The 26,037-nt window shown below is 44.4% G+C and carries 24 protein-coding genes; 15 read left to right on the top strand and 9 right to left on the bottom strand.

Annotation, left to right across the window (positions count from 1 at the left end):
- The first annotated feature begins 261 nt into the window (after positions 1-261).
- The 7 genes from ABJ081_02710 to ABJ081_02680 all read left to right on the top strand — a co-directional run bounded on the left by ABJ081_02710 (position 262) and on the right by ABJ081_02680 (position 6,777).
- On the top strand, positions 262-624 hold the full coding sequence (locus ABJ081_02710; GenBank protein ID MEP6355569.1) for a hypothetical protein: 363 nt from the start codon (positions 262-264) through the stop codon (positions 622-624).
- Between the two features lie 257 nt (positions 625-881).
- Positions 882-1,967 carry a sulfite oxidase gene (locus ABJ081_02705; GenBank protein MEP6355568.1) on the top strand — a complete coding sequence of 362 codons (1,086 nt, stop codon included), beginning with the start codon at positions 882-884 and terminating at the stop codon, positions 1,965-1,967.
- Positions 1,968-2,295: 328 nt separating this feature from the next.
- A complete protein-coding gene (locus tag ABJ081_02700) occupies positions 2,296-3,558 on the top strand; it encodes an aromatic ring-hydroxylating dioxygenase subunit alpha (protein MEP6355567.1) in 1,263 nt (420 codons plus the stop codon).
- A 236-nt stretch (positions 3,559-3,794) separates the two neighbouring features.
- A complete protein-coding gene (locus ABJ081_02695) occupies positions 3,795-4,292 on the top strand; it encodes a nuclear transport factor 2 family protein (GenBank protein ID MEP6355566.1) in 498 nt (165 codons plus the stop codon).
- Between the two features lie 123 nt (positions 4,293-4,415).
- A complete protein-coding gene (locus ABJ081_02690) occupies positions 4,416-4,793 on the top strand; it encodes a Rieske 2Fe-2S domain-containing protein (GenBank protein ID MEP6355565.1) in 378 nt (125 codons plus the stop codon).
- A 41-nt stretch (positions 4,794-4,834) separates the two neighbouring features.
- Entirely contained in the window at positions 4,835-5,878 is a 1,044-nt protein-coding gene (locus ABJ081_02685; GenBank protein ID MEP6355564.1) for a 2Fe-2S iron-sulfur cluster binding domain-containing protein, read from the top strand.
- 71 nt (positions 5,879-5,949) lie between these two features.
- The gene (locus ABJ081_02680; protein MEP6355563.1) at positions 5,950-6,777 is read left to right on the top strand and encodes a hypothetical protein; all 828 of its coding nucleotides are present in this window, start codon (positions 5,950-5,952) and stop codon (positions 6,775-6,777) included.
- Positions 6,778-6,782: 5 nt separating this feature from the next.
- On the opposite strand, the gene ABJ081_02675 is transcribed toward ABJ081_02680, so the two are convergent.
- Entirely contained in the window at positions 6,783-7,718 is a 936-nt protein-coding gene (locus ABJ081_02675; GenBank protein ID MEP6355562.1) for a LysR family transcriptional regulator, read from the bottom strand.
- A gap of 443 nt (positions 7,719-8,161) precedes the next feature.
- Here ABJ081_02675 and ABJ081_02670 point away from each other — a divergent pair, with 443 nt between their 5' ends.
- Together ABJ081_02670 and ABJ081_02665 are read left to right on the top strand one after the other, a co-directional pair.
- Positions 8,162-9,061, top strand: coding sequence for a 3-methyl-2-oxobutanoate hydroxymethyltransferase (locus ABJ081_02670; protein ID MEP6355561.1), 900 nt, complete (start codon positions 8,162-8,164; stop codon positions 9,059-9,061).
- 162 nt (positions 9,062-9,223) lie between these two features.
- Positions 9,224-10,900, top strand: a complete 1,677-nt coding sequence (locus ABJ081_02665) for a formate--tetrahydrofolate ligase (GenBank protein ID MEP6355560.1) — start codon at positions 9,224-9,226, stop codon at positions 10,898-10,900.
- Here the strand turns inward: ABJ081_02665 and ABJ081_02660 are convergent.
- The 8 genes from ABJ081_02660 to ABJ081_02625 form a co-directional block, all read right to left on the bottom strand.
- Positions 10,897-13,509 (bottom strand): Gldg family protein, encoded by a 2,613-nt coding sequence (locus tag ABJ081_02660; GenBank protein ID MEP6355559.1) that lies wholly within the window; start codon positions 13,507-13,509, stop codon positions 10,897-10,899. The genes ABJ081_02665 and ABJ081_02660 overlap by 4 nt on opposite strands.
- 7 nt (positions 13,510-13,516) lie before the next feature.
- A complete protein-coding gene (locus tag ABJ081_02655) occupies positions 13,517-14,239 on the bottom strand; it encodes an ABC transporter ATP-binding protein (protein MEP6355558.1) in 723 nt (240 codons plus the stop codon).
- Between the two features lie 94 nt (positions 14,240-14,333).
- On the bottom strand, positions 14,334-14,585 hold the full coding sequence (locus tag ABJ081_02650) for a hypothetical protein (protein ID MEP6355557.1): 252 nt from the start codon (positions 14,583-14,585) through the stop codon (positions 14,334-14,336).
- Positions 14,586-14,654: 69 nt separating this feature from the next.
- Entirely contained in the window at positions 14,655-15,527 is an 873-nt protein-coding gene (locus ABJ081_02645) for an ABC transporter ATP-binding protein (GenBank protein ID MEP6355556.1), read from the bottom strand.
- 27 nt (positions 15,528-15,554) lie between these two features.
- Complete coding sequence (locus tag ABJ081_02640; protein ID MEP6355555.1) at positions 15,555-16,421, bottom strand: ABC transporter permease; 867 nt, start codon at positions 16,419-16,421, stop codon at positions 15,555-15,557.
- A 17-nt stretch (positions 16,422-16,438) separates the two neighbouring features.
- A complete protein-coding gene (locus tag ABJ081_02635; protein MEP6355554.1) occupies positions 16,439-17,275 on the bottom strand; it encodes an ABC transporter ATP-binding protein in 837 nt (278 codons plus the stop codon).
- A 77-nt stretch (positions 17,276-17,352) separates the two neighbouring features.
- Positions 17,353-18,240 (bottom strand): ABC transporter permease, encoded by an 888-nt coding sequence (locus ABJ081_02630; GenBank protein MEP6355553.1) that lies wholly within the window; start codon positions 18,238-18,240, stop codon positions 17,353-17,355.
- Positions 18,241-18,497: 257 nt separating this feature from the next.
- Positions 18,498-19,601 (bottom strand): ABC transporter substrate-binding protein, encoded by a 1,104-nt coding sequence (locus ABJ081_02625; GenBank protein MEP6355552.1) that lies wholly within the window; start codon positions 19,599-19,601, stop codon positions 18,498-18,500.
- A 638-nt stretch (positions 19,602-20,239) separates the two neighbouring features.
- Between ABJ081_02625 and ABJ081_02620 the strand changes: the two genes are divergently transcribed.
- The 6 genes from ABJ081_02620 to ahcY all read left to right on the top strand — a co-directional run bounded on the left by ABJ081_02620 (position 20,240) and on the right by ahcY (position 25,883).
- Positions 20,240-20,944 carry a response regulator transcription factor gene (locus ABJ081_02620; protein MEP6355551.1) on the top strand — a complete coding sequence of 235 codons (705 nt, stop codon included), beginning with the start codon at positions 20,240-20,242 and terminating at the stop codon, positions 20,942-20,944.
- Positions 20,945-21,019: 75 nt separating this feature from the next.
- Positions 21,020-22,918 (top strand): stimulus-sensing domain-containing protein, encoded by a 1,899-nt coding sequence (locus tag ABJ081_02615; GenBank protein ID MEP6355550.1) that lies wholly within the window; start codon positions 21,020-21,022, stop codon positions 22,916-22,918.
- A gap of 1 nt (position 22,919) precedes the next feature.
- Positions 22,920-23,408 carry an HPr kinase/phosphatase C-terminal domain-containing protein gene (locus ABJ081_02610; protein ID MEP6355549.1) on the top strand — a complete coding sequence of 163 codons (489 nt, stop codon included), beginning with the start codon at positions 22,920-22,922 and terminating at the stop codon, positions 23,406-23,408.
- A 182-nt stretch (positions 23,409-23,590) separates the two neighbouring features.
- Positions 23,591-23,992 carry a PTS sugar transporter subunit IIA gene (locus ABJ081_02605; protein MEP6355548.1) on the top strand — a complete coding sequence of 134 codons (402 nt, stop codon included), beginning with the start codon at positions 23,591-23,593 and terminating at the stop codon, positions 23,990-23,992.
- A gap of 60 nt (positions 23,993-24,052) precedes the next feature.
- The gene (locus tag ABJ081_02600) at positions 24,053-24,310 is read left to right on the top strand and encodes an HPr family phosphocarrier protein (GenBank protein MEP6355547.1); all 258 of its coding nucleotides are present in this window, start codon (positions 24,053-24,055) and stop codon (positions 24,308-24,310) included.
- Between the two features lie 169 nt (positions 24,311-24,479).
- Positions 24,480-25,883, top strand: a complete 1,404-nt coding sequence (ahcY, locus tag ABJ081_02595; GenBank protein MEP6355546.1) for an adenosylhomocysteinase — start codon at positions 24,480-24,482, stop codon at positions 25,881-25,883.
- Positions 25,884-26,037 lie beyond the last annotated feature (154 nt).

The raw sequence follows: 26,037 nt of genomic DNA, 5'->3' as shown, positions 1-26,037 counted from the left end.
TAAGGGGTAGCTAGAATGAAATTCTCAATGTTCAATTCAATTCAAACATGTGCCAAGTGTACAAGTTGGGTTTTGGTTTCTGCCAGCGCTAGGTTTGCAAAAAATGTAAAAGGCGTAGCCGCAGTAGAATTAGCCTTAGTGGCACCAATATTTATACTTTTGTTTCTTGGATCGTTGGTGGTTATCGATGGTGTGCGAGCGCGACAAGCTTACAATGATTCAGCGACCATAGTTGTAGATTTGGTGAGCAGGCAGACGTCGGTGGATAACGGATCAATTGATCTATTTTTTGAAACCGCAAGATCTCTCTTGGGTCGCTATGACAACGCCACAAATTATCGCGTAAGCATCACAAGCATTGAAAATGAATTTGACAGTGATGGTGATCCAGCTTTGTCGGTCTTGTGGAGCAAAACAAGTGATGGACAAGAGGAACTCCGCGATAAAGATTTGCAAAATTTTTCTCTGCCGGCCCTACCCGAAGGTGAAACAGTAATTCTTGTTTCTGTGGTTGGAGACTATGCCCCTTTATTTGGCACAGCTAATTTGAAAATTTTTACTCTTGAAAATAACGCCGTGCGTCGGCCACGGTTTGTGACGCAGGTTGAATTCAACAACAACTAGCGTGTTAACTAAATTAGCGGTTTTGATTTAGTTTAAAAATCAAATTCAAGACCGGTTGATTCACAGCCCAATTAGGCTTTAGAGATTTGGTCGTAATAGGCTCATTTAAACTTGATTTGTAAAAATGGCTGTGTCGTGAGATCGATCCAGGTAGTAAAAAGTTCTGCTTGGAAATAAATATATAAACCAGCTATTATCGGGTCTTTGCTCCAAACCAAAGTTAAAAACAATCCAGTAAAATCATGAAGGGGAAGAAAATGTCTGATGTTCTTGTAAGTGAGGGCGGCCATACAAGTGAGAACACATTTGAGTTTCAAGAAGTTCAGCTTGCGTTCAGAAATCGCGGAATACCGGCAGAGGGACTTCGTATGCCGATTACACCTACAGGCATGCACTATCTCCTTAATCACTGGGATATTCCTGTTGTAGACTCCAGCACATGGCAATTGGACATTGGTGGGCATGTTAATAAGTCGATTAAACTGGACCTTGATGACATCAAGAAACGACCAGCCGTCAAAATGCCAGTGACTTTGGAATGCGCCGGAAATGGCCGCGCTTTCATGAAACCGCGCCCTGTAAACCAGCCTTGGACGCATGACGCTGTGAGTACAGCTTTATGGACTGGCACGCCTCTTAAAGGTATTTTGGAAGAAGCTAGTCTTGCTGATGGCGCTTTAGAGGTGCTGTTTACGGGTGCAGATAGAGGAATACAATCAGGAGAAGACCAATATTATCAACGCTCTCTTACCATTGCTGATGCGATGAACGATGAAGTAATTCTGGCTTATGAAATGAATGGCGCCCCCCTTGAGCCGCAACATGGCTATCCGCTTCGCCTCCTTGTTCCAGGTTGGTATGGAATGACAAGCGTAAAATGGCTTAATCAAATAGAAGTTGTCACTGAGGCCTTCAATGGCATGCAGATGATATTTTATCGCGAAACCAGTGGTGCAGGAGATGCGGGAACTGCGATTGAGACGATTAAAGTGCGCGCATTGATGGCGCCTCCAGGTGTTTCTACATTTCCATCACTTGAGCGTCGTTTAGAGCCTGGCCCTGTCACCTTAACGGGCCGTGCATGGGCTGGGAAAAATCAGATATCGCGCGTCGAAGTAAGTGCAGATGATGGTAAAACTTGGAATGACGCATCGCTGGAAGAACCCATTGGTGAATTTGCATGGCGCGGCTGGAATTATGAATGGCAGGCCACCCCTGGAAAACATACGCTGGTTTCTCGAGCAACGGATTCAAAAGGTAATATACAACCACTTGAGCAAGTCGTTACTTTTTACGGCGTGGGTAATAATGGAGTTGCGCGCGTTGAAGTGAACGTTAAGTAGAGGTTGCATGTTCTTTTTGCCGCAAAGCTATTTTGAGGTTGTTTTTTAAGCTATTGTTTTAAGTAGATATTTTTTGCAGATATTCTCATATAATAATGATTTATAGCTTCGATAATCTAATAGATGGTTTTGATTGTATAATCTGTAGCAGTAGAAGACTTACCTATGTTAAAGTTAGATACTATGAAAATCTTTAGGTGCAGAGATATATTATGATCTTGGTATCTTAGGTTACCATTTGGAGGCAGCTGTCTATTGGTGTCTGTGAGTTCAGGAGCGATCTTGCAGTTTAAATAGATGGATAGCTGAAACATTTAGGAGATGACTTATGCCCGCACGCAATAACAAACAATGGACAGCGGACCCAAAGCTTGAAAAAGGCGAGTGGATCGATAGTCGCGTTTATTCTGATGAGACTATTGCTGAAGAAGAAAATTCGAAAATTTTCAAACAGGTATGGGTGCCGGTCTGCCATGAATCTGAGCTTCCTGAGCCTTATGACTTCCGCACCACAAGTATTGCTAATGAGCCCATCATAATAACACGTGGTCCCGACAAGGTAGTGCGAGCATTCCTCAATGTTTGCCCTCACCGTGGTATGCTTATTGAGCGGCGTCCATCTGGAAGTTTTATGGAAGGTCAGCCATCAGGCAACCCTAAGCGTATGACTTGTATGTTCCATGCTTGGCAGTTCGACATGAAGGGCAATTGTGTCTATGTCTCCAGAGAAGAAGAAGGCTATCAGGATCGTTTGTGTAAAGCCGATGTAGGGCTGCGCAGACTTCGCTGTGAAGTAAAATACGGTGGTTTTGTCTGGGTTAACCTCAGCGATAATCCATCAGTTTCTCTTGAAGACTGGGCAGGCAAACCTTTTGAGTGCTTGCAAAAGTCTCTTGATGAAGAGCCTCTTGAGGTTTTCCATTATCATAAAGCGATAATCGATACGAACTATAAGTTATGGCATGATACTAACAGTGAGTTTTATCACGACTTCATGCACTACCATAATAGGGTAACCGGTTTTAATGATTCCTATTTTGCTCGTAAAAATGAAGCCTTTGACCACGGCCATGTCGTTGTCGGCTCATTTGAAGTTAATTACGAGAATTACGAAGGCTTCGAAAGTCGCGCAGAATTGTCATTCCCGCATTTGCCACCGAACCAGTGGTATATGATTGATCTGTTCCCTGGCTTCAACTTCAACTTGCGCGGATCAGCCTTGCGTACCGATGTGGTTACGCCATTAGGTCCAAATAAAGTGATGATTGAATTCCGTGGGCTTGGTTTAAAAAGTGATTCCGCAGAGGACCGTGCTACCAGAATTAAGCACCACAACTCGATTTGGGGCCCATTCGGTCGCAATCTGCATGAAGACCTGATTGGTGTTACCGGTCAAGGGACAACAATGCGCGAGAAGACGGATAATCGCCGTATTCTCCATGGTCGTCAGGAAAATCAAACCATCCATGATGAAAATGGTATGCGCCATTATTATGATGAATGGGGTCGTTGGATGGACCGTCTGCCAAGTGCGCCGGATCAACCATATTCTCCACCAGCGGCCGCAGCCGAAGCGGAAGCAGCAGAATAATTTAATCAACAATGATGCAAGACCTGTAACCAAAATAGGTTTCTGGTCTTGCGACCATCTGTCATTAAAGCAAGTTTTGCGACGTGACCATTTTTCTTTAAAATGCAGTCATTGGCTGATGAGAAATTGATCAATTATCTTATCAATTGCATGAGAAATGAAAAATATAGCGGATAGCAAACATGTTAAGGCGGGCGGACAAAAAGACCTCGCCATCACTCAGGGAATGATAATAAATGCCAAACAATAATTATGATATTTCTAACTCAGTTCGGGATACGATTTATCGAGCAACCATTGCACTGGATGGTCAGGAATGGCACGACTGGCTCGCATTATGTAGTGAAGATTACTACTATATAATAACCTCTTTCAGCCCAGAGATTAATAAAGACATGATCTATATGGAGGGCGACTTGAAGGAAATGACATCCATCATTGATCTGCTCCCTAAGCACAATACAGATCATTCTCCCTTGCGCCGTCATACATCCGTTTACACAGTTGATGTGGCTGAGGATGGTAAATCTGCCAGTGCAGTGAGTTCGTTTGTTGTTTATCAAAACATGCTTGATGGTAATAATTCTCATATTGATTCAGGTGAAAGCCGCCTGTTTTTGGTTGGCAAATATATTGATGATTTTGTCATTGAAAATGACCAAGTGAAGTTTCTCAAGCGTGAAGTTAAATTAGATAACCGTCGCTTGGACAAAGGGTCTCATTGGCCTATTTAACCAACATCGATTGTATTTAATTTTGATAGATGATGCCAAATTAGCTCGAACTTCTAAGTAATATGCCCTGAATAATAAGGCCTCGAGTGATAAGGCAATGAGTATAAGGATTGGATTAAACCAATGAGCTGGACAAAGATTTGCACCACAGACGAAGTTACTGAAGGCGGCGTCAAAAAGTTTTGGGCAGGCGCTGCGGGAGGAATTCCTGTTCTTGTGGCTCGCCACAAGAATGGTTACACCGTTTTACCGCCTGTGTGTCCTCATATGGAAGAACCTTTGGAAGAATCTGGCGTCATCGCTGGTTGCGTTTTGACGTGCACAAAGCACCTTTGGGCGTGGGATCTGGAAACCTTGGAATTAAAGGGCGAAGCAGAAAAGCCTCTCAAAACCTATGATGCTAAGGTGGAAGATGGTCATGTTATGGCATTTGTCACGGAACAATTGCTCTATGACTTCGAAGAAGAAGATGAGCTAGGCGACGATGACTTTTTCTCCTGATACTCAGCCTATGTAAACCAAGCTTCAAAGGCTGCAATAAAATGACCATCACGCTACAATCCAAATCAGGTGAGTATAAATTTGAGACGGCTGAAGATGAGCCTATTTTATTCGCTGGGTTAAAGGCGGGGCTTAAACTTCCCTATGATTGCGCGACAGGCACCTGTGGTTCTTGTAGGGCCCGCGTTATGGATGGAAATATCGATATGGCATGGACTGACGCACCAGGCATGGCGCGTTACAAAGCTGATAAAGGCGATATACTTATGTGTCAGACGCGCGCAAATGGCGATTGCGTGCTGCGCGTGCCTTCCGATACTCCAGATGACCAAAACAAAAACACATTACCTAAATTGCACCACGGAACAGTGGACGTAGTCAAAAAACTGACGTCAGATGTTATCCATTATGAGATAGCTATGCGCGAGAATCTGTCGTTTCAAGCCGGCCAATTTATGGTTGTGGAAGCGCCAAATCTGACTGGTGGCCGTGCTTACTCTATGGTGAATTATGATTCTTCAACAGATCGCATAAGTTTTGTTGTTAAGCGCAATCCAAATGGTGGATTTTCCGATTGGATTTTTGAAAATGACATTAAAGGCAGCCAGTTAAAACTCTTTGGTCCTCTGGGGAGGGCAACATTCCATCCTGAGGAAGATAAAGACCTTATATGCATCGTCGGCGGTTCTGGCATTGCAGGTATTATGTCTATTTTAGATCATGCAACGCGATCGGGGCATCTTTTAAAGCGAAAAGCAAAGCTGTTTTTTGGTGTTAGAACCTTAATAGATGCATTTTATATGAGCGAGCTTTCATCGATGATGAAAGAAGCAAAGGGTAATCTTGAAGTTACCCTTGTTCTATCTGATGAAGCGCCGAGTGCGTCAGTTCATCCAGATTTTCCGGATATTACGCTGGCGGGCGGGTTTGTCACTGACGTTGCTGCAGGTTGCGTTGATGGTGATAATAGCAATGTGATCGGCTATCTTGCAGGCCCAGCCCCGATGGTTGATGCGGCAACCCGTGTTTTAATTGTGAATGCGGGTCTTTCAGCACAGCAAATTCGTTATGATAAATTTAGCTAAGCAATAGCTCAACAATTGAATAATAAATCGGATGTTCATGACATCCAGATTTTGCTTGAGGATGTGAGAAGATGAAAAATCAGCAGTGGCAATCAATTTTAACGGTTAAGTCAACTGAAATGAAAGCGTCTCGCAGGCAAGCTCAAAATGCTTTGCATTGGATGGCGCGAATAGCCAACAGCTACATAGAGGCGGATGATAAAAATAGTCACATTGAACTGCTGTGGAATTCAAATGCGCGTTCAATCAGAACAAAACAATTTTTGTCTAAATATTCCCTCGAGCTGCGGCTTGAGACACTTGAGCTGCAGTTTTGTGAAAATGATATTCCGGTTCCCCACACACTGTCGTTTCAAGAGCGAACACCGGCTCATGTTGAGGCATGGTTTTTGATAGAGTTGCTGCATCGTGGTGTGGATCGTGAGAAATTTTCAAAAACTCTTCCTTATGTCGGCACAGAACTGATGATGGGTGATAGTGAGGAACACGAAGTCGAGCAATATTCTAATGAGCTCACGGCATTGAACGATTGTTTTTGTGACTCAGCCGAAGTATGCGCAGCTGTTGCGGATAGTCTCAAAAATAATGAAGATGGGTTCCTTGCCTCAACAGATATACCGGTTATTTGCTGGCCGCAGCTATTCCATCTGGGCATAGAGCTCGACTTACAGCCAGGATTTGGCTCACCAGCCATTCGTATGGGCTTGTCAGCTGGCGATGGACTGCGCCCATCCCCCTTCTTTTTTACAGCAACGAAGGATGAGGCTGAGGCAGGTGATTTTGAAGCTTCAAGTCTTTTGCCTGTTGAGCGCATTGCGTCAGACAATATGAGTGATGATGATGTGGTTTTATTTTTGAGCAAAAGCATTCTTAACTGTCGCAAGCGCTTGGCTAATTAGCGGCTTTATGATCGTTGTTTGGGGCCACTGAGAAGACTACGCAGATCGCCTGACTGGTTGAGGTTAGTTGCAATATCAACCATGATATTTGTCATAGGCATAGCCGTTTTACCTTCAATCCAGAATAAGCCGACTTCTTGAGTAACTTCAGGTTCTATCAAGCGTAAAGCCTTCGTACCTTCATGTAGCCCCGGCATGCGGATAAAGTGCGAAGGAATAACGGTGCAAAGTTCGGTAAATTGCACCTGAAACATAAGATGCAAAATTGAAGGCGATTCAATTTTTGGCACAACATCACAACCAGATTTAGCAAATGCCTCTTCCACAAATCGGCGTTCGTGCATATTGGGACTCAACATGGCTAAAGGCAGTTCCGAGGCTTCTTTCCAGGTGATTTCCTCGCGGTTTTCAAACTTGAAAGAATCCGGAACAAGCAGACTGAAGGTCTCTGTATAGATTGGCAATACGTCACATCGACCCAGATCAGCATTATCGACATAGGTAATTGCACTGTCGAGCGTGAAATTACCGAGGCCGACTTTCATCGCGTCATTACCAATAAATTCTACATCAATTTTGATGTCTGGATGAAGATTTCTAATTCTTTGTAAAATCACCGGCAAGATGGGTGACATGGATGGCATAGCGCCAATTCTTAGCGTGCCATTCAAGTTATTTTGCATGGATGCAATTTCATCATACATAGCATCGCAATGTGCGATAATTTGACGGCCCCATTTAGCAACAACTTCGCCCTCTGGGGTCGTGCCATATAATCTTTGTCCACGCCCTCTTTTAAAGAGCGTTACACCGAGTTCTAGTTCTAATTGTTTTATGCCGCTCGACAAACTTGGCTGCGTCACATTGCAATGCGCAGCAGCACGGCCAAAGTGCCCCTCCTTATCGACTGCAATTAAATATTTGAATTGCCTCAAAAACATATTTCACACCTCCCCATGTGAAAAAGCTATGTAAGAAAATAAAAACATAGGCATTTGAAAACAGTTTCTATCTACAATATAGGCACTATATATTAGATAGCATCAATTAGAAATGGCAAATGACCCAATAGATATCGTGATTATAGGCGCAGAGCTGTCACACAATGGAAACAGGCCAGCTATATCGAGCTATATACTGAGTAATTACTAGATTTTCGAGATTACAGAGCGATGCTACATATTGCCCCGTTTTTTGCTCTTCAATTATGAGATTGCTATACTAATAGCCGTTACCAAAATTCTAATAGAGGGCATACATTTTACTATGTTTTGAAACATCACGAATGATGTCTAACAAATTTAATTGGTGTGCTATTTATGCAAAATAGCAAATAGTCTCGGTGAGGCTAAAGTCAATAATTTATTATGAGGGGAGGCCCAATATGGCACAGGCTGCTAAGAGAAAAAAAGTTACTTATAAGACGCTACAAGCGAAAATGAAAAAAGGTGAGCCTATCACGCAGCTTGCTGCATATGATTATAGAACAGCGGTTGTATCGGATCGTTTAGGCATGGACATATTATGTGTGTCAGATACAGGCGGCATGATTTTGTTTGGACACCAAAGCACGGTGTCAGTTAGTTTTGAAGAAGTCATGATGATGGCCCAAGCCATTGATCGTGGTTCTCAATACGGTATGCGTATGGTTGATATGCCTTACTGGAGCTTCCATGTTTCTAAAGAGCAAGCAATCGACAATGCTGGTAAATTCGTACACCAAGCAAATGCTGAAGTGATGAAGTGTGAAGGCAATCGCCATCATGCGCCAAACATTGAAGCAATCGTCAATGCGGGTATTCCGGTACAAGGCCACGTTGGTATTACACCAATGCGTATGCCTCAGCTTGGTGGTTTTGTTGCTCAGGGTAAAACAGCCCAAAGTGCACAGGCAATGGTAGATGATGCAAAAGCGTTTTATGATGCTGGTTGTTTCTCTATTCTTTGCGAAGTGACAACATCTGAAGTTGCTGAATATTTGGCAGAGATTTTGCCAGTGCCCGTTATCAGCCTTGGTGCAGGTAACTGCGCAGATGGTGTACATATTATTTCATCAGATCTCTTCCATCTTTGGGAAGAGCATGTTCCAAAACATTCACGCATATACACCGACCTTATTCCTATTATGGAAGACGTGATTACTCGTTACATGGATGATGTGGTTAATCGGAATTACCCTGGTCCTGAAAACACAATTCATATGCCTGATGAAGAACTTGAAACCTTCGCAAAAGCTATGAAATGGGAGAAAAAACTCGAAGAGATTGGAAAAGCTAAAGGATAATCTTAGTCCAGTTTGTTTCCATAATTCGAAGTAAATTTTCTTAACACTACAATTATTGCAGCTGGCCCAGAAATTGAACCGGCCAGCTGTGATAAATTCTTACGCTCATATTTAGGTTTAAAGATTTTAACGCGACACAATATACACATTTGAGGAAGCTCCATGACCGTTAAGTCAGATATACAGATTGCCCGTGAAGCAAATAAAAAACCAATCCAAGAAATAGGTGCGAAACTCGGAATTGGTAGTGATGACCTTTTACCATTTGGACATGACAAAGCGAAAGTCTCGGAAGACTTTATCAAGTCAGTTCAGGGTAATAAGGACGGCAAGCTTATCCTTGTGACGGCAATTAATCCAACACCTGCGGGTGAAGGTAAGACGACCACAACGGTTGGTCTGGGTGATGGTCTTAATGCCATCGGCAAAAAGACGGCGGTGTGTATACGTGAAGCGTCACTTGGTCCTTGTTTTGGTATGAAGGGCGGCGCTGCAGGTGGCGGCTATGCGCAAGTTGTGCCAATGGAAGAAATGAACCTGCATTTTACAGGTGATTTCCACGCGATTACTTCTGCTCATAATCTTCTATCAGCAATGATCGACAATCATATTTATTGGGGCAATAGCCTTGAAATCGATACGCGTCGCGTTGTTTGGCGTCGTGTCATGGACATGAATGATCGCGCGCTACGTGAGATTACAGCGTCACTAGGCGGTGTCTCCAACGGCTTTCCTCGTGAAGCTGGTTTTGACATCACAGTTGCATCAGAAGTGATGGCCATTTTGTGCCTTTCAAATGACCTTGCAGATCTACAAGAACGGCTTGGCAATATCATTGTCGCTTATCGCCGTGACAAAACGCCTGTTTTTTGTCGTGACATCAAGGCTGATGGTGCGATGACAGTGCTTCTTCAGCAAGCGATGCAGCCGAACCTTGTACAAACATTAGAAAACAATCCTGCCTTCGTACATGGCGGCCCTTTCGCTAACATCGCTCATGGCTGTAACTCTGTTGTTGCAACAAAAACAGCGCTTAAAATTGCTGATTATGTTGTCACAGAAGCAGGCTTTGGTGCTGATTTGGGCGCAGAGAAATTCCTCAACATCAAGTGTCGCAAAGCCGGCATTGCGCCAGACGCAGTTGTCCTCGTTGCAACGGTCCGCGCTATGAAGATGAACGGGGGTGTTGCTAAAGGAGATTTGAACAATGAGAATGTTGATGCGGTGAAGAAGGGCTGTGCAAACCTCGGCCGCCATATTGAAAACATCAAACAGTTCGGCGTTCCCGTTATTGTTGCGATCAACCATTTTATCGCGGATACGGACGCAGAAGTTGAAGCTGTCAAAGCCTATGTTTCAACACAAGGCGCAGAAGCTGTTCTTTGTAAGCATTGGGCGCATGGTTCAAAAGGCACCGAAGATCTTGCAAACAAGGTTGTAAAGATGATCGATAAAGGCAGCGCGCAATTCGCACCTCTTTATCCTGATGACATATCTTTGTTTAAAAAAATGGAGACCATTGCAAAGCGTATTTACCGTGCCGATGAGGTTCTAGCTGACAAGAAGATCCGTAATCAATTGCATCAGTGGGAAGAGGCTGGTTATGGCAACCTGCCAGTCTGTATGGCGAAGACTCAATACTCTTTCTCAACAGATCCAAACTTGCGTGGAGCGCCAACGGGCCATTCATTGCCAATTCGCGAAGTTAGACTTTCAGCCGGTGCAGGGTTCATTGTTGCAATCTGCGGCGAGATCATGACCATGCCGGGCTTGCCGCGTGTCCCATCAGCTGAAGCAATCATGCTTGATGATAATGGCTTTGTAGAAGGGCTCTTCTAGAGGGTTTTTTTACGCCGCCGCGCCCACACCAATGCTGCAAATAGGACGGCTAAAACCGGTCCAGCAATGAAGTTTAAGAAGTTAAGTTTAAACTCTAACTTCTCAACATCTTCGCGCATTCTTTCTCTAATCTCTCTGAGGTTTTGACGAAACGGCAGGATATTCTTTCTCAATTCCTTGATCTGAGATTGCAGATTATCTGGTAATTGCCTGATGTCGGTTGCTCCTGTCAGGCTCATAACTTCTGAAATGCTTGCTTCCAATTTAGCGATCCGGTTGGCGTAATCAGCTTCTTGAGCTACATAACGATCTCGCCCCGCCTGTAGAATGTCGGCTACTGTGGTGAAGGAGTGCCGAGCCCCACCACGTGAGCGAATGCCTACCAATCTCGGGTCGCCTGAAGAAAACTCGATCATATTCAGTATAAAGGCAACATTATCATTTAACGGTCGCCGCACTTCTTGACCGCCGTTATTTACAGTTTGAAAAGCCATTGGATCGAATAACCAGTCGGCATCGGCGATCGCAAACACATTTGCGGATTGTGTTTTCTTCTTGAAGGAAACTTCACCTGAGACTTTATTATCAGCGCCATAAGCACTGGTTGCTTCTCCACGCATCGCCACTGCAATTGTATGACTCATACTTTTATCTTGCGTGAATTGGGCTGCAAGAAAACCCGGTGCTTTTTGCTTGAAATTATCTCTTGGCAAGGTGCCAGAGCTTTCGCCGGTTACAATCAATCGATCAAATTCAGCTCTGGTTTTAGAAATTTTGAAAGATCCTGCTTCAGCGAATAAAAGTTCATTCAAACTCGCTGTCGTCCCGTGTGCCGTTGACATAGAGGGTCGATTTGGGCGCAACCAATAAGGATAGATTAATTGTCTGCCATCTGCCCCAGCAACGGGTGCGCCTAGCTCGCTGTCGCCAATTACAATTGGCCCTTGATAGATTATTCCGTAGGCTGCGAGAATATCTGATATATCGTTTATTTCTTCAGAGGGCTGCGGTGAGGTCTGGGCATTCGCACTGTTGAAGCGAGGGTAAGGGTCAAGAATTGCGATCAACCCACGGTTATTCATGACGTGCTGGTCAATCGATAAGAGCATACTTTTTTTCAAAATTGGCGCATCAACGACAAGCAATACATCTAAGTTTTCTGGTAGTTGATCATGAAAATGCGGGATTATTGTCACATCATATTGCCGTTTAATTTCTTCAAAAATAGCAAAGCCTTCGCGTGGTTTGTCTATGTTGCTAGATGCTAATAAAGGGGTAAGAATGCCGATGCGGGGCGTCTTTTTACGATTGAGCGAATTCATCATCAAAGCAAGATCATATTCTAAAAGTTGAGCGCGCTGCTGGTCAAAATATGAAATAGCGCTTTCACGATCTCCTTGCCGAAAAACCGCACCAAGCATGAACTGATCGCCAGAAGTCATGGGAATGGATCGCACACCAGATATAAGCGCCTGCTCTTCAGAAGAGGAATCCGGTGCGATATAATTTTCAACGATGGTAATCTTACCGTTAGAACGGCCCGCAACCTCATCAAGTAGATTTTTCACCTTCTTGGCATGGTGCCGGATGCTGGCCGGAATAGCGCTTTCATCGCTGCTATAATAAAAGTCGATCTTTGTATTATCTGGAGTTTGCTTTGCTATTTGAATAGTTTCAGGATGCAAAGTGAATATCTTGTCCTTCGTCATATCAAGCGCATAGGGTACATGTGACACAGACGCACCCAGCAAAACGATTACACAAAAGCATAAACCAGTATGTCCTAAGATACCGAATGCTGGATGGAGCGCCCCAGGGCTGTCAATGCGGCGTCCTTTGAGAACCTTAATCGTCAATACAAGGCACAAGCTAATTAGCCCGATAAAATAAATGATGGCCGCCAAATGAATTTGGCCTTGCGACATCTCACCAAGCCAGAACTTCGGGCTTGCCTGAACGAGCGCTGTTATTACCCAATCTGGCAATGTTCCGCCGAGTGTACGTGCGGCCACGTCCCAACCCAAGATCAGCAGCACCGTTAAACCACTAAGGGATAATATATAAGCGACCACCTGATCACGGGTGAGAGAGGCTGCAAAAAGAGCGAGCGCATAAAAGCTGATTAAGAGAAGAGCTGCGCCGATGTATCCAGAAAGAGCTATGCCCCAATCAGGAGACCCAAGATAGGCAACAGTCGCAATAAAGGGCGCAGTCATCGCCAGCGTTATAATTAAGACAATAGCTCCGCCAAGCCATTTGCCGACAACAATCGCCGAATCTGAAACTGGAAATGACATAAGCAATTCAAATCCTCGGTCACCAATATTTTGCGCAAAAGCGCGCATGGCAAGCACTGGAACTAAGACAATCGAAACCCAAGGTAAGAATGTCCATAACAGATCAAAGGTGGCGAGATCGGTCGATAAGAAATCGGCAACAGCGAATATCAATATACTCAAAGCTAGTAAAAACCAGGATTGAAAAATCAATGTAATGGGTGTGTAGACAAGTTGCTGCAATTCCTGCTTGGTCATTGCAAAAACTTGCTCAAACCAGTTTGAAACAAGTGGGCCGCGCATCATTGGTGTGTTGGTCTTTTTATCCTCCATGGAAATATCAGTGCCCCACTTGTGAGGTTGTTAAATCTAGAACAGCTGTTGCTAAACGCCCTTCGCTGTCCAGCAAATCTTGTGTGGGCAGGTTAGCAACTATGCTTCCTTCATTCATCACAATCACTTGCTCGCAAAGGTTTTCCGCTTCCTCAAGAATATGGGTGGACATGATAATGGCGGTTGTCTTTGCGACTTCCTGTAGCAATTTTCGCAGCACGAGTTTTTGATTGGGATCAAGGCCATCGGTTGGCTCATCAAGTATCAAGACGCTGGGATCATGGATGAGCGCCTGCGCCAACCAGACACGTTGCCGCCAGCCTTTAGAGAGTGTGCCAAGTGTCGTTCCTGTGATCGATGACAAATCAAGACGATCAATGACAGCTTCTACGGCGTGTTTGCGGTCTTGTCTTTCTAATGCTTGGGCACTCGCTGCAAACTTGAGAAATTCAAGCGCGGTGACATTTGAAAACCCGCTAGCGGCTTCGGGAAGATAGCCAAGATTACTTTGTGCGGATAGGCGATCGTTGATGATGTCATGACCGACAATACGCACCACACCGCTGTCAGGTTTTAGTATGCCAGCCATCATTCGCATGGTGGTGGATTTCCCAGCACCATTAGAGCCAAGCAAGCCAACAATAGTAGGGTTTTCAATGGAGAAATTTGCGTTGTTGACCGCCATTTGTCCTTTAAAGGATTTATGCAGTCCGCTTACCTCAATCAGCATTTTTTTGCCATCAGTTACACTTAAACTCTCGAACCTAGTAAACTCAATAATAGCAAACAGTGTGATCAAATAACACTTAATATTATTTGTCTTATCATGGTCTCAAATCTGAGACGAAACCAGCGATAATGAAGAGTGCCATACTAACAAACATGACCGAATACCCAGCGACTATAAGCCGCTTTGAGAGCTTTGTAGGCTCTCGCCTCTTCGGCTTACCATTGTTTGGTTGATTGTTCTGTTTGGGATTTGAAAATAAACTGGCCGATGTCACGAGCAATCCACCAAGAATCGCAAGCGTTATGACGACGGGTCTTTGCGATATGAAGATTAAAATATCAATCAATCACACTATCCTTCCCAAAGGTCATAGCATTGTTAAACATTGCATCTTTTGAATAATCTAGGCTCTTAATTATCCAGCGGCCTCATCAGAGCCCGTACCCTTGAAGTTCTTCATTGCTTCTTCATGGAGAATTTCCATTGCTTCACGTTTGATTTCGTAAGCTTCAGGTGAGCTAAGCATTTTATAGTTACGCGGACGGGGTAGATTAACCCGAATAATTTTACGTACCGTCGTGGGTTTATTTGAAAGTATAATCAAATTATCAGCTAGGAAAATTGCCTCATCAATTTCAGAGGTAACAAACAAGTTGGTTCTTTTGTTTTCATCAAACAGTTGCAAGAAGAATTCCTGCATGAGTGAGCGTGACATAGCATCAAGGCCACGAAACGGCTCATCCATAATCATCACGCGTGGCTCATTGATAAGAGCACGCGCCAACTCAGCCCGCCGTTGCATCCCGCCTGAAAGTTGCAACGGGTATTTATGCATAAACTCACCAAGTCCAACTTTGATTAAAAGGTCTTCAGTTCTCTTCTTAAGTTCTGCCCCTTTGATATCGCCACGTAGTTTTGGACCAAAGACGATGTTTTGATAGGTGGTCTGCCAAGGTATGAGTGCTGTTTCTTGAAACACGACCATCCGATCTTTCGCTGGACCTGTTATCTGCTTTTCATCCAGCAGGATGCTACCTTCGTCTGGGCTTTCAAAACCCGCGATAAGATTGACGAGAGTAGATTTGCCGCACCCTGAAGGGCCGACAATAACTGTCATCTCACCCGGGTTCACCATGAGGTCCAGATTTTCTAAAACCTGCTCTGACTCCCATTCATCACCATAGGATTTTGAGAGATTTTTAATTTCGATCTTACTTTGCTTTTCTATGTCACCACTGTTCCTGCGTTCGGCAGGTTCGCGGCAGATTTTTCCATATAGATCGTGCATAATTTCGTTATCTCCAAAAATCTAAACTTAAAATAGCCGGCGCCAAGGCATGCATAAAGTACCCAGTACGCGGATGGCGCTAGAACATAAGTAACCAGCTATACCAATTGAAATCATGCCAACAACGACCTGCTCCAAAGAGCCCCCGATGTAAGAATTCCAGATAAAGAACCCAAGGCCACCACCGCCCTGTGTGCCACCGCCGGAAATCATTTCAGCGGCAAGAACCACTTCCCAAGTAATACCCATGCCAACTGCGGCACCAATAAAGATGGAAGGCAATGTTCCAGGTAGTATAATCTTACTGAATAGATCCCATTGTGAGGCACCCATTGATTGGGCCGCTCGCAAATAGCGAACATCAATTGAACGTGCTCCACCGATCACATTAATCACAATCGTGAAGAAGGCACCCAAGAAGGTCACAAATGCAATCGACATTTCATTGGTTGGCCAAAAGATAAGCGACGCAGGAACCCAAGCCAAAGGCGGGATAGGGCGCAGCACCTCAAAGGGTGGAAAAAAGATATCTCGAAAATACTTATTAACTGCAAGCGCGAGGCCAAAAGGTATTCCAAGGACCATGGCAGCAATAAACCCTGACATAACCCGCTTGGTGCTTTGGAGCCAGCTGTTCCAATATCCAATGTTAGGGATTACTTCGAGGAAGCTGACAAAAACAGCGGAGGGAGGTGGAATCTTTCCAACAAATGGTAATTCCCATCCTGTACCGGTTAATTCACCAAACCGAGATCCTATTTCCCATAGGATCAAAAACGTCACAATTGATATAACACCACGCCAAAATGTTGTGCTTTGGATTAGTTTTTGGAGCTTTGAACGGCGTACCGGTTCTGCTCTCACTGGTTTGTTTTCTACTGTTGCATCGGTCATTATTTTTACTTTCGCCCCTAAGCCATCTCACGTTCGCCAGCCTGAAAGGCTTTAATGGCCTCTTCATGCACAGCTTCATTAACCTCTTCCATCAGCAGACGGAATTCTTCAGAGGATTGAGTCTCGAATGACCGAGGTCGTGGAATATTAACTTCAACAGTCTTCTTTAACTGACATGGACGGGTCGTAACCACATGCACTTTGTCACCGAGGAAAATTGCCTCTTCTAGATCATGCGTGATGAAAAATATGGTCACTTTCGTGCGGTCATAGGTCTCAAGAAGCGCCTCATGCATGATTGACTTAGTGAGAGCATCCATTGCCCGGTAAGGTTCGTCCAGCAACAAGACTTTTGGATCATTGATCAAGGCGCGGACAATCTCGGCCCGACGTGCCATGCCCGAAGAAACTTCACCAGGGTATTTTTCCGTAACGTTCCCAAGGCCTGCTTCCGATAGCATATCGCGCGCTTTTTCCATTGCTTGTGATTTATTTAAAATGCCTTGGACCATAGGGCCATAAGCGACATTTTCAGTAAGCGTTTTCCAAGGGAACAAAGCCCCATGTTGAAACACCACCATACGATCAGCCCCTTGATCGGCCTTTGGCTTTACACCACCACACAGCAATTCTCCGTCCATAAGGATTTGGCCATGGGTGACAGAGTGAAAGCCAGCAATGGCGTTAAGTAATGTGGTTTTGCCACAGCCTGAAGGTCCGACGATCATGCAGACTTCACCTGCGGCGATTTCCATTGAACAGTCATCAACCGCCATTACATTGACCCCTTCAGGGTCATAAATTTTAGTCACATTTTGAATGCTCAAGGCACCCCGTGATCTAGGCTTATCCATTGGTGAACGGCCTTCCTGATTTATTTGTGTTGGTAAAATTCATAAGAAATAAAAACCTTTGTATTCACGCTTTAATACTAGCGACCCTGCTGAGCTAATTCGCGAACATGCCAGTCCATCAATTTATTGCCGACCATCCGAACAATGATAGCTGTAAACCATCCGATAAAGCCCAGCGTAAGCATGCCAATAACCATCGGGACAGTTACATTGTTCATGAAGGAGTCGATGATTAGATAGCCTAGTCCATAGTCACCAGACACCATCTCGGCGGCAACAAGAGAGAACCATGCAACGCCAATTGAAATTTGAAGGCCGGTAAAGATATACGGCAGAGCGCCAGGCACGACGATGTTTGTGAAAATTTGCCATTTGCTAGAGCCTAAACACCCTGCGGCGCGGAAATATTCTTCGTCGATTGAATCAACACCGAGCATTGTATTCAAAACTGTGACGAATAAGGATGCTAGTGTTGCAAGAAAAATGACCGGACCTTCGAAGCCTGCAAACATCAAAATGGCCAAAGGTACCCATGCTAAGATTGGGATTGGGCGAAGAATTTCTAGAATTGGAAAGAGGAAATCGCGAATTTTGCGGGACCACCCCATGAATAATCCAATTGGCACACCAACGCCTGTTGCAATGGCAAATGCAATGGCTATGCGCCGGCAGCTGACAAGAATGTGCTCATAATATTCTGAGGTGAAAACAGAAATGCCTTGGAAAGGTGTTGTTGAAAACCACTCTTTGGCAATCACAACCGGTCCAGGGATTTTATCAAATCGCCAAATACCCAGTGCTTCACAAAGCAACCAGTAGGTGAAAATCCATAAAAATATACCAAAGACAGTGAGGTATGGCTTTGGCGTTTTGAATGATTGCTTCAAACGATAAATGTACATCGCAAAACCGGTAGGCGCCGTAGTCATCGTTTTAGGTGTCGTTTTCACAGATATATCAGTCATTACAATCCTGTTGTCTTTTGTTATTCGCCTCGTGACTAGAGTGCTCAGTATTGGACTAAAATTAACTTTGCCAAGACCCTAGTTTAGTTCACATCTTTTGAGCGCAGTTGCTATCAAGGAGCATCCATCGATTGATCTTGCGGATGGTTCTCAAAATTTAAAATTTCAGAAAACTACATCAAATTTGCCAAGCTAATTTTTATATGGTGGCGATTTTACTGAAGTAAAATCGCCACCATTTTCTCCGACTTATGGAGCTATTTTGATGAAATGACACCTACTGGTGATGTAAGACCACGTTCTGCAAGCACTTCTGCCGCAAAATTAGGCATTACGCCATCTGGGCGAATAGTAGCGGCCGCAGCAGGCTTTTTAGGAAGGCTGTAAAGGAATGCAGTTGCATCTTTCAACAGGCTTTGTGCACGGTCATTGATCTCAAAATCAAGACTCAATTTTGTTGTACCTGACGGGCCTTCAAAAAGAGCGGCTGATAAAACTGATTTATCAATTTGCTCTGTTTGAGCTTCTGCCATGGTCGCGACAGAATCGGCATTGGCAGGATCAGCAATGTAAAGCTGTGCATCAAGCTCAGCATTGAGCCAACCTTTAACAACATCAGGACGCTGTTGAATAAGATCATTCAACATCACCATAAAGGCGCCATCCAATGCATTAAAGTCTTCACCAGTCGCAACGCGTCTCGCCAAGCCAGCTTTTACCATTTTGGTCGCTGTTGGCTCCCAAATCGCAGCAGCGTCAAGTTTGCCGGCACGGAAGTTAGTTGTGATAACCTCAATGTTTTGGTTCAGGTAACGCTTTGGCTTAATGCCAGCCTTATTAAAAGCCAGTTGAGCAAAACGGTCTGTACAAGCACCATGTGGAGCTGATGTTACTTTGCCATCCATCCACTTAACGGCGTCGACACCATTTGCGAATTTTGGAGCGTCATTGCGCACCAAAAAGATGTTGCATTGCTGTTTTGACGTTCCAAGTGTCGCAACAATACGCATGTCAGTGCCGCCACGATCCTTAAGATTACGGAATGTAGAAGCGATTGCAGGCATATCACCCATATAGCCGATATGCTGTTTTTCACCGGTCATTGCGTTCACAATAACGGATCCTTGAAGACCTACTTGAAACTCAGCTGTTGATCCTTCTGGCAGGTGGTTCTTCCAAAACGCCTTGCCATTGTTCACAACACCAGACCAAGATTCAGTGTAATAAGGCTGATAACCGATCACTAGATTAACAGCTTCGCCATCTTTGCCAAAGTCCAATGCCTGACTTGTTGTGGCGGCTCCTAGCATCGTGCCAGCCATGAATACGGCTGCCGATAAAGCTCTTAGTTTCTTATTCATTATGCTTTCTCCTCCCTAGATTGCAAAATTTAAAATGCTAATTCAAAAAGTTAAATTATTGATTTTAAAATAAAAAATAGATCTTTACCCTTCGAATTCCATTCCAATCATGTGCATCATATAGATACACCTGAGTATGTTATGCCATGCCTGATAGACGTTCAAGTAAAATTGCTTTTGTTGATGTTTTGATAACTAACGTCTATTACGCGCCGTTACGTGCAGATAAAATTATAACAATGGTTTATGGTTTTCTTGACTTTAAGATTGAGATGTTACGGGGCGGATCAACTTTGAGGGCACTGATTAAATAACCATAATAACTATCCTGCCATTGAGGCAGCCTCGTTAATCTGCGTAGCCCGCGCGCCCTGTATTAGTGTTGATGCTATGCAAGATTAACGCTTATCGTCCATCTGTGAGAGGCACCATAAACGCCTTAGCTATATCGGTTTGCTCCAATACCAAATCAATAGTACCTTCATGCCTTAATTTTCACATAATTCACAGGGCATACCACCACAGGACAAAATATCTATGCCATATTAGTGAGAATGCAATTGAGACTATCTGGCAATAAGATAGCTTGATCATGAATAACATAATTAAAACAGTTCCATAGCTGTAAAGGAACATAAATGCCGACCATAGCACTCGTTGATGATGACAGGAATATTTTGACCTCGGTTTCTCTCGCGCTGGAATCTGAAGGGTATCATGTTGATACCTATACTGATGGTAATGCCGCCTTGCAGGGGTTCGCTCAAAAAAAACCAGACCTTGGGGTTTTCGATATCAAAATGCCCCGCATGGACGGCATGGAGCTTCTTCGTAAAGTGCGCCAAATTAGCGAAATGCCGGTTATTTTTCTCACTTCCAAAGACGACGAAATAGATGAATTATTCGGCCTCAAGATGGGCGCCGATGATTTCATTACCAAGCCTTTTTCACAACGGCTCTTGGTGGAGCGTGTTAAAACTATATTGCGTCGTGCGCAGCCAAATGACCCCAATGGTGCACTCAAAACGCCCGACCCAAACACAGTACTTGACCGTGGTGGATTGGTGATGGATACGGAACGGCACACCTGTTCATGGAATGGTCAGAATGTTGTTTTGACCGTTACAGAGTTTTTAATCCTCCACGCGCTGGCCCAACGCCCCGGTGTTGTGAAGAGTCGAAATGCACTTATGGATGCCGCTTATGACGACCAAGTTTATGTTGATGATAGAACGATAGATAGCCACATAAAGCGTCTTCGTAAGAAATTCAAAGTGGTAGATGATAGTTTTGAAATGATTGAGACACTTTATGGTGTGGGCTATCGCTTCAAAGAAGCGTAGAAGTCATATAGCAAGATGTGTATTATGTTTATGTCCCAGGGTATAAAGGCTATTTGGTAAGGACATAAATCCTAAATGGTTGTTGAAGTAGATCACACATGCGAAACGAAAGATAAGCCAAGGAAGCGAAGCTTCTTTGACGCATTCTTATTCGCCTTGCCGTCTTTCAAACGATCAAGCAAAAAAGCGTCCAATGTTGATCAAATACACGACCGCAGCGTTCAAAATGCTGACGATGATCAATCAGAAGAACCGCTTCCTCAAAACCGTATACGCGGCGCTTTTAATTGGATTCGGGCAACTGTGTTTTCCAGCTTATTACGCCGGATTGTTGTTCTTAATCTTGTTGCCTTACTCGTGCTTGTTGTTGGCATCCAGCTTTCCAATAAATTACGTAAAGGACTGATTGTTGCGCGGGTTGAAAGTCTGCTTACTCAAGGTAAAATTATAGCAGGTGCCATAACGGCCGAAGCCACGATCGAGCGTGATGCCATAACTTTTGATCCAGATAAATTGTTAGCGCTAGAGGTTGGCGGACCTGGCAGCACTATTTTACCTGACGTGGATACATTGGATTTTCCAATAGATCCACAAAAGGTCGCGCCTCTCCTTACACGCTTGTTCGATCCCAAAAAGCTACGCGCGCGCATTTATGATCGCAATGGAGAACTCATATTAGATTCAAGATTTCTCGTAAATGGAGACCAAATTCATCGATTTGATTTGCCAGTGATCAATCCGCCGACCAAGCCCATTTGGGAGAGGCTTTGGAATGACTTCCACTTATGGTCGCAAAAATCAAACTTTCCAACATATCAAGAGGCTACGAGCAGGAATGGTAGTGCTTATCCAGAGGTAGCTCTGGCGCTGAAAGGCAGTGAACCAAGCGTTGTGCGGGTGCGTGAATCGGGCGAGATTATCGTCTCTGTTGCGGTTCCTGTACAGCGGTTTAGAGCGGTTCTAGGCGTCTTGCTTTTGTCAACGGAGGGCTCTGATATCGACAAGGCAATTCGAGCTGAGCGATTGGCAATTTACCGCGTTTTTCTCGTTGCCTCCCTTGTCACTATCATTTTGTCTATTGTTTTATGGGTTATGATTGCAAGTCCATTGCGGCGGTTGTCTGATGCCGCAGATAGGGTGCGTACGGCGGGCGCAAGAGCATCCAGAGCAAAAATACCGCATTATGAAGGGCGTTCGGATGAAATTGGGCTTTTATCCAAATCATTACGAGATATGACCAATGCTCTTTATGCGCGTATTGATGCAATTGGGAGTTTCGCAGCGGATGTTTCTCACGAGCTTAAAAATCCACTGACATCTCTACGCAGTGCGGTAGAAACTTTGCCTCGTGTTAAAACAGAAGAAAACCGTCAGAAACTTCTCAGAATTATAAATCATGATGTGATGCGATTGGACCGGCTCATTACCGATATTTCTGATGCGTCACGGCTTGACGCAGCACTTGCGCGCGACGATGCAGAATCGGTATCTATCATAAAACTTTTGACGTCTTTAGCGGCTCTCACAAATGAGGTGCACGGCCATAAAGTGCCCCTGTTTCTTGAGCTGCCTAAAGAAGATAAAAACAACCTCTTTGTTCATGGTCATGAAGGTCGGATCAGTCAGGTATTAAACAACCTTTTGGATAATGCTCGTTCCTTTGTTCCCCTTCATGGTGGCGCCATTCGTTTGATTGCCCATCGAAAAGGAAAAGTGGTTGAAATCATTGTGGAAGACAATGGCCCCGGCATTGATCCTGTCGCTTTTGAACGTGTGTTTTTGAGGTTTTACACCGACAGACCTAGCGAAGGAGACGCATTTGGTAGCAACTCAGGGCTTGGTCTTTCTATTTCAAAGCAAATTGTTGAGGCGCATAATGGAACAATTACAGCGGAAAATATTGTCAAACGCACCCATAGCGGCGAGATGAAACGTGTAGGCGCGCGGTTTATTGTTCGCTTGCCATTGATTTGATATGTCAGCAAAAGATTTTATCTCACAAACGTCACACGGGACTGCTTTGCAAATAAATGGCAAAGGCATTTTACTGCGCGGTGCCTCAGGTAGCGGTAAATCATCGATTACGCTGCGCTTGCTCGATGATTGTCTTTTAAATAATACACAAGGCTTTTTGATCGCTGATGATCGTATTTTTCTGGAGCACAAAAATAACGCACTTTATGTCAGCGGCCCCGATAATCTTAGCGGATTGATAGAAATTCGAGGCCTTGGCATTGTCGCCATGAATTATCGCAAAGTCGCGAAGGTGGACCTTGTTGTAGATCTTGTGCCAGTTGATATTTTTGAACGATATCCTGAGCAAGGAGCGCAAACCACAACCGTGAACGGCGTGGACCTTTTGCGCATACATATTGTAGAACGTAATCCGGATGCGGCGGCGATTATACGGATGTTCTTGCATTCAAGAGACGTGCAGAATTACGGTACTCAGATTGAGATTTGATGCTGTGATGAGGCAAAAAACCTCTTAAAATTACTTTTTTGGCTAAAACCGCAGCTAAATTTTCAAGGATATGGCATTTTTGGCTTGCTAATTCATCTCGATGTAGCATGGTTAGAAGTTCGGCTTGGGCCGCGTCATAAGAAGCATATGGATTGGTAATCTAGGTTTAGCGGAGAGGTTTGATGATTGGACTTGTTTTCGTAACCCACGGCAAGCTGGCGGATGAATTTCGCTTAGCCATAGAACATGTTGTCGGGCCACAAGAACAAATGGAGACAGTTTGTATCGATCCTGATGACGATATCGAGCAGCGTCGTGATGACATACTACAAGCAATCAAGACGGTTGATAGTGGCAAGGGCGCCATTCTTTTGACAGATATGTTCGGTGGTACACCTTCTAATCTTGCCATCTCTGTGATGGAACAAGGTCGCATTGAGGTGATTGCTGGCATGAACCTGCCACTATTAATCAAACTTGTGAGCGTGCGCGGCGATCACACAATGAGTGATGCATTAATTGAGGCGCAGGATTCAGGGCGCAAATATATTCATGTAGCAAGCCATGTCCTAGCCGCCGAGTAACGCATTCCCATGAAACAAAATGGTTTATCCTCCGATCCCGCTAATCCTAGTTTTGAAGCCATGCTGGAGATTTGTAACAAACGTGGTTTGCATGCACGCGCATCAGCAAAATTTGTCAAATGTGTCGAGAGCTTCAAAGCCCAAATAGTAGTCACAAAAGACAATCAGACCGTGGGGGGTACTTCAATCATGGGCTTGATGATGTTGGCAGCGGCATCTGGATCTAGCATTCATGTCAAAGCAAGTGGTCCCGAGGCAGAGGAAGCGCTTAGCGCCTTAATTCAATTGGTTGCAGATAAATTCGGCGAAGGTGAATAATATTTTCCAAGAGCGCTCTAAAAGAAGCGCTTGTTGATATAAAGATTTCTTTATATCCTTCTTGTGTAGAGCGCTAACTCCTGTTATTGAACCGTCGAGCTAGGTGGGCTCTATTGATTATGATCTTACCTTATGCGTTTTAAAATCCATATAATTCAGGAATCCAAATATGGCTGACTACTATGTAAAAGACATCGGTCTTGCTGACTTCGGTCGCACAGAACTTGATATTGCGGAAACAGAAATGCCGGGCTTGATGGCTTTGCGCGAACAATATGGAGCATCAAAACCCCTTAAAGGCGCGCGCATTGCAGGTTCCCTGCACATGACAATTCAAACCGCTGTTTTGATTGAAACTCTTGTTGAACTCGGCGCTGAAGTTCGCTGGGTATCTTGCAATATTTTCTCAACACAAGACCATGCTGCTGCTGCTATGGCGGCAAAAGGTATTCCGGTTTTTGCTTTCAAAGGTGAAACGCTAGAAGAATATTGGACGTTTTCCGATAAAATTTGGGAATGGCCAGATGGCTCTTATGCCAATATGATTTTGGATGATGGTGGCGATGCCACAATGCTGATCTTGAATGGCGCTAAGTCTGAAACGGATCCAAGCATTCTTGAAAATCCAGGCAACGAAGAAGAAGAAATCTTCTTTGAAACAATCAAGAAACGTCAAGCAGTCGACCCGACTTTCTATTCTCGTGTGCGTGACAGCATTCGTGGTGTTTCTGAAGAAACCACAACGGGCGTTCTGCGCTTGTATGATCTTGTCAAAAAAGGTGAGCTTCCGTTCCCTGCGATCAATGTGAACGACAGTGTCACCAAGTCAAAATTTGATAACCGCTATGGCTGTCGCGAATCTCTCGTCGATGCGATCCGTCGCGGTACAGATACAATGATGGCCGGTAAGGTTGCTGTTGTTTGTGGATATGGTGATGTGGGCAAAGGTTCTGCTCAGTCTTTGTTGGGCGCTGGTGCGCGCGTGAAGGTAACCGAAATCGATCCTATTTGTGCCCTTCAGGCAGCCATGGATGGCTTTGAAGTTGTCACCATGGAAGATGAAGCACCCAATGCGGATGTTTTCGTTTCAGCCACAGGCAATAAAGATGTCATCAGCGTTGACCATATGCGCGCAATGAAAGACATGGCGATTGTTTGTAACATCGGCCACTTTGATAATGAAATTCAGGTTGCTGGTCTTAAAAACTTCAAATGGTCGAACGTGAAACCTCAGGTTGACCTCATTGAGAAGCCAGATGGCAATCGTATGATCCTTTTATCAGAGGGCCGCCTTGTGAATCTTGGTAATGCTACGGGTCACCCTTCCTTTGTGATGTCTGCATCTTTCACCAATCAGGTTTTGGCACAGATGGAACTATGGGCTGATTCAAATGCAACTGAGAAGAAATATGCAAACGATGTTTATATCTTGCCGAAACATCTGGATGAGAAAGTTGCTGAGCTGCATCTTGCTAAACTCGGCGCTAAACTAACCGTTCTTTCAGACGAACAGTCAGAATACCTCGGCATTTCTCCACAAGGCCCTTATAAATCTGAACACTACAAATATTGATCTGAGCATTCACGGATACAAGATATAGTAACCGCGCGTCTTATTGGCGCGCGGTTTTTATTTTTTGCAAATTTTTATCTAAAATCCCTTCGCGTTGAGTCCTGCGGACAGTATCTTGGTAACGATTCGGTAATATTTAGAGCGAATAGTTCGA

The sequence above is a fragment of the Hyphomicrobiales bacterium genome, assembly GCA_039989895.1.
GTDB lineage: Bacteria > Pseudomonadota > Alphaproteobacteria > Rhizobiales > JACESI01 > JACESI01.
The sequence above is the reverse complement of the archived record's forward strand: the minus strand, read 5'-3'. Positions and strand labels throughout refer to the sequence as shown.

Coding starts and splice junctions, on each gene's coding strand:
- ABJ081_02705 (MEP6355568.1), top strand. CDS start 882: ATGTCTGATGTTCTTGTAAGTGAGGGCGGCCATACAAGTGAGAACACA.
- ABJ081_02700 (MEP6355567.1), top strand. CDS start 2,296: ATGCCCGCACGCAATAACAAACAATGGACAGCGGACCCAAAGCTTGAA.
- ABJ081_02695 (MEP6355566.1), top strand. CDS start 3,795: ATGCCAAACAATAATTATGATATTTCTAACTCAGTTCGGGATACGATT.
- ABJ081_02690 (MEP6355565.1), top strand. CDS start 4,416: ATGAGCTGGACAAAGATTTGCACCACAGACGAAGTTACTGAAGGCGGC.
- ABJ081_02685 (MEP6355564.1), top strand. CDS start 4,835: ATGACCATCACGCTACAATCCAAATCAGGTGAGTATAAATTTGAGACG.
- ABJ081_02680 (MEP6355563.1), top strand. CDS start 5,950: ATGAAAAATCAGCAGTGGCAATCAATTTTAACGGTTAAGTCAACTGAA.
- ABJ081_02675 (MEP6355562.1), bottom strand. CDS start 7,718: ATGTTTTTGAGGCAATTCAAATATTTAATTGCAGTCGATAAGGAGGGG.
- ABJ081_02670 (MEP6355561.1), top strand. CDS start 8,162: ATGGCACAGGCTGCTAAGAGAAAAAAAGTTACTTATAAGACGCTACAA.
- ABJ081_02665 (MEP6355560.1), top strand. CDS start 9,224: ATGACCGTTAAGTCAGATATACAGATTGCCCGTGAAGCAAATAAAAAA.
- ABJ081_02660 (MEP6355559.1), bottom strand. CDS start 13,509: ATGGAGGATAAAAAGACCAACACACCAATGATGCGCGGCCCACTTGTT.
- ABJ081_02655 (MEP6355558.1), bottom strand. CDS start 14,239: ATGCTGATTGAGGTAAGCGGACTGCATAAATCCTTTAAAGGACAAATG.
- ABJ081_02645 (MEP6355556.1), bottom strand. CDS start 15,527: ATGCACGATCTATATGGAAAAATCTGCCGCGAACCTGCCGAACGCAGG.
- ABJ081_02640 (MEP6355555.1), bottom strand. CDS start 16,421: ATGACCGATGCAACAGTAGAAAACAAACCAGTGAGAGCAGAACCGGTA.
- ABJ081_02635 (MEP6355554.1), bottom strand. CDS start 17,275: ATGGATAAGCCTAGATCACGGGGTGCCTTGAGCATTCAAAATGTGACT.
- ABJ081_02630 (MEP6355553.1), bottom strand. CDS start 18,240: ATGACTGATATATCTGTGAAAACGACACCTAAAACGATGACTACGGCG.
- ABJ081_02625 (MEP6355552.1), bottom strand. CDS start 19,601: ATGAATAAGAAACTAAGAGCTTTATCGGCAGCCGTATTCATGGCTGGC.
- ABJ081_02620 (MEP6355551.1), top strand. CDS start 20,240: ATGCCGACCATAGCACTCGTTGATGATGACAGGAATATTTTGACCTCG.
- ABJ081_02615 (MEP6355550.1), top strand. CDS start 21,020: ATGGTTGTTGAAGTAGATCACACATGCGAAACGAAAGATAAGCCAAGG.
- ABJ081_02610 (MEP6355549.1), top strand. CDS start 22,920: ATGTCAGCAAAAGATTTTATCTCACAAACGTCACACGGGACTGCTTTG.
- ABJ081_02605 (MEP6355548.1), top strand. CDS start 23,591: ATGATTGGACTTGTTTTCGTAACCCACGGCAAGCTGGCGGATGAATTT.
- ABJ081_02600 (MEP6355547.1), top strand. CDS start 24,053: ATGCTGGAGATTTGTAACAAACGTGGTTTGCATGCACGCGCATCAGCA.
- ahcY (MEP6355546.1), top strand. CDS start 24,480: ATGGCTGACTACTATGTAAAAGACATCGGTCTTGCTGACTTCGGTCGC.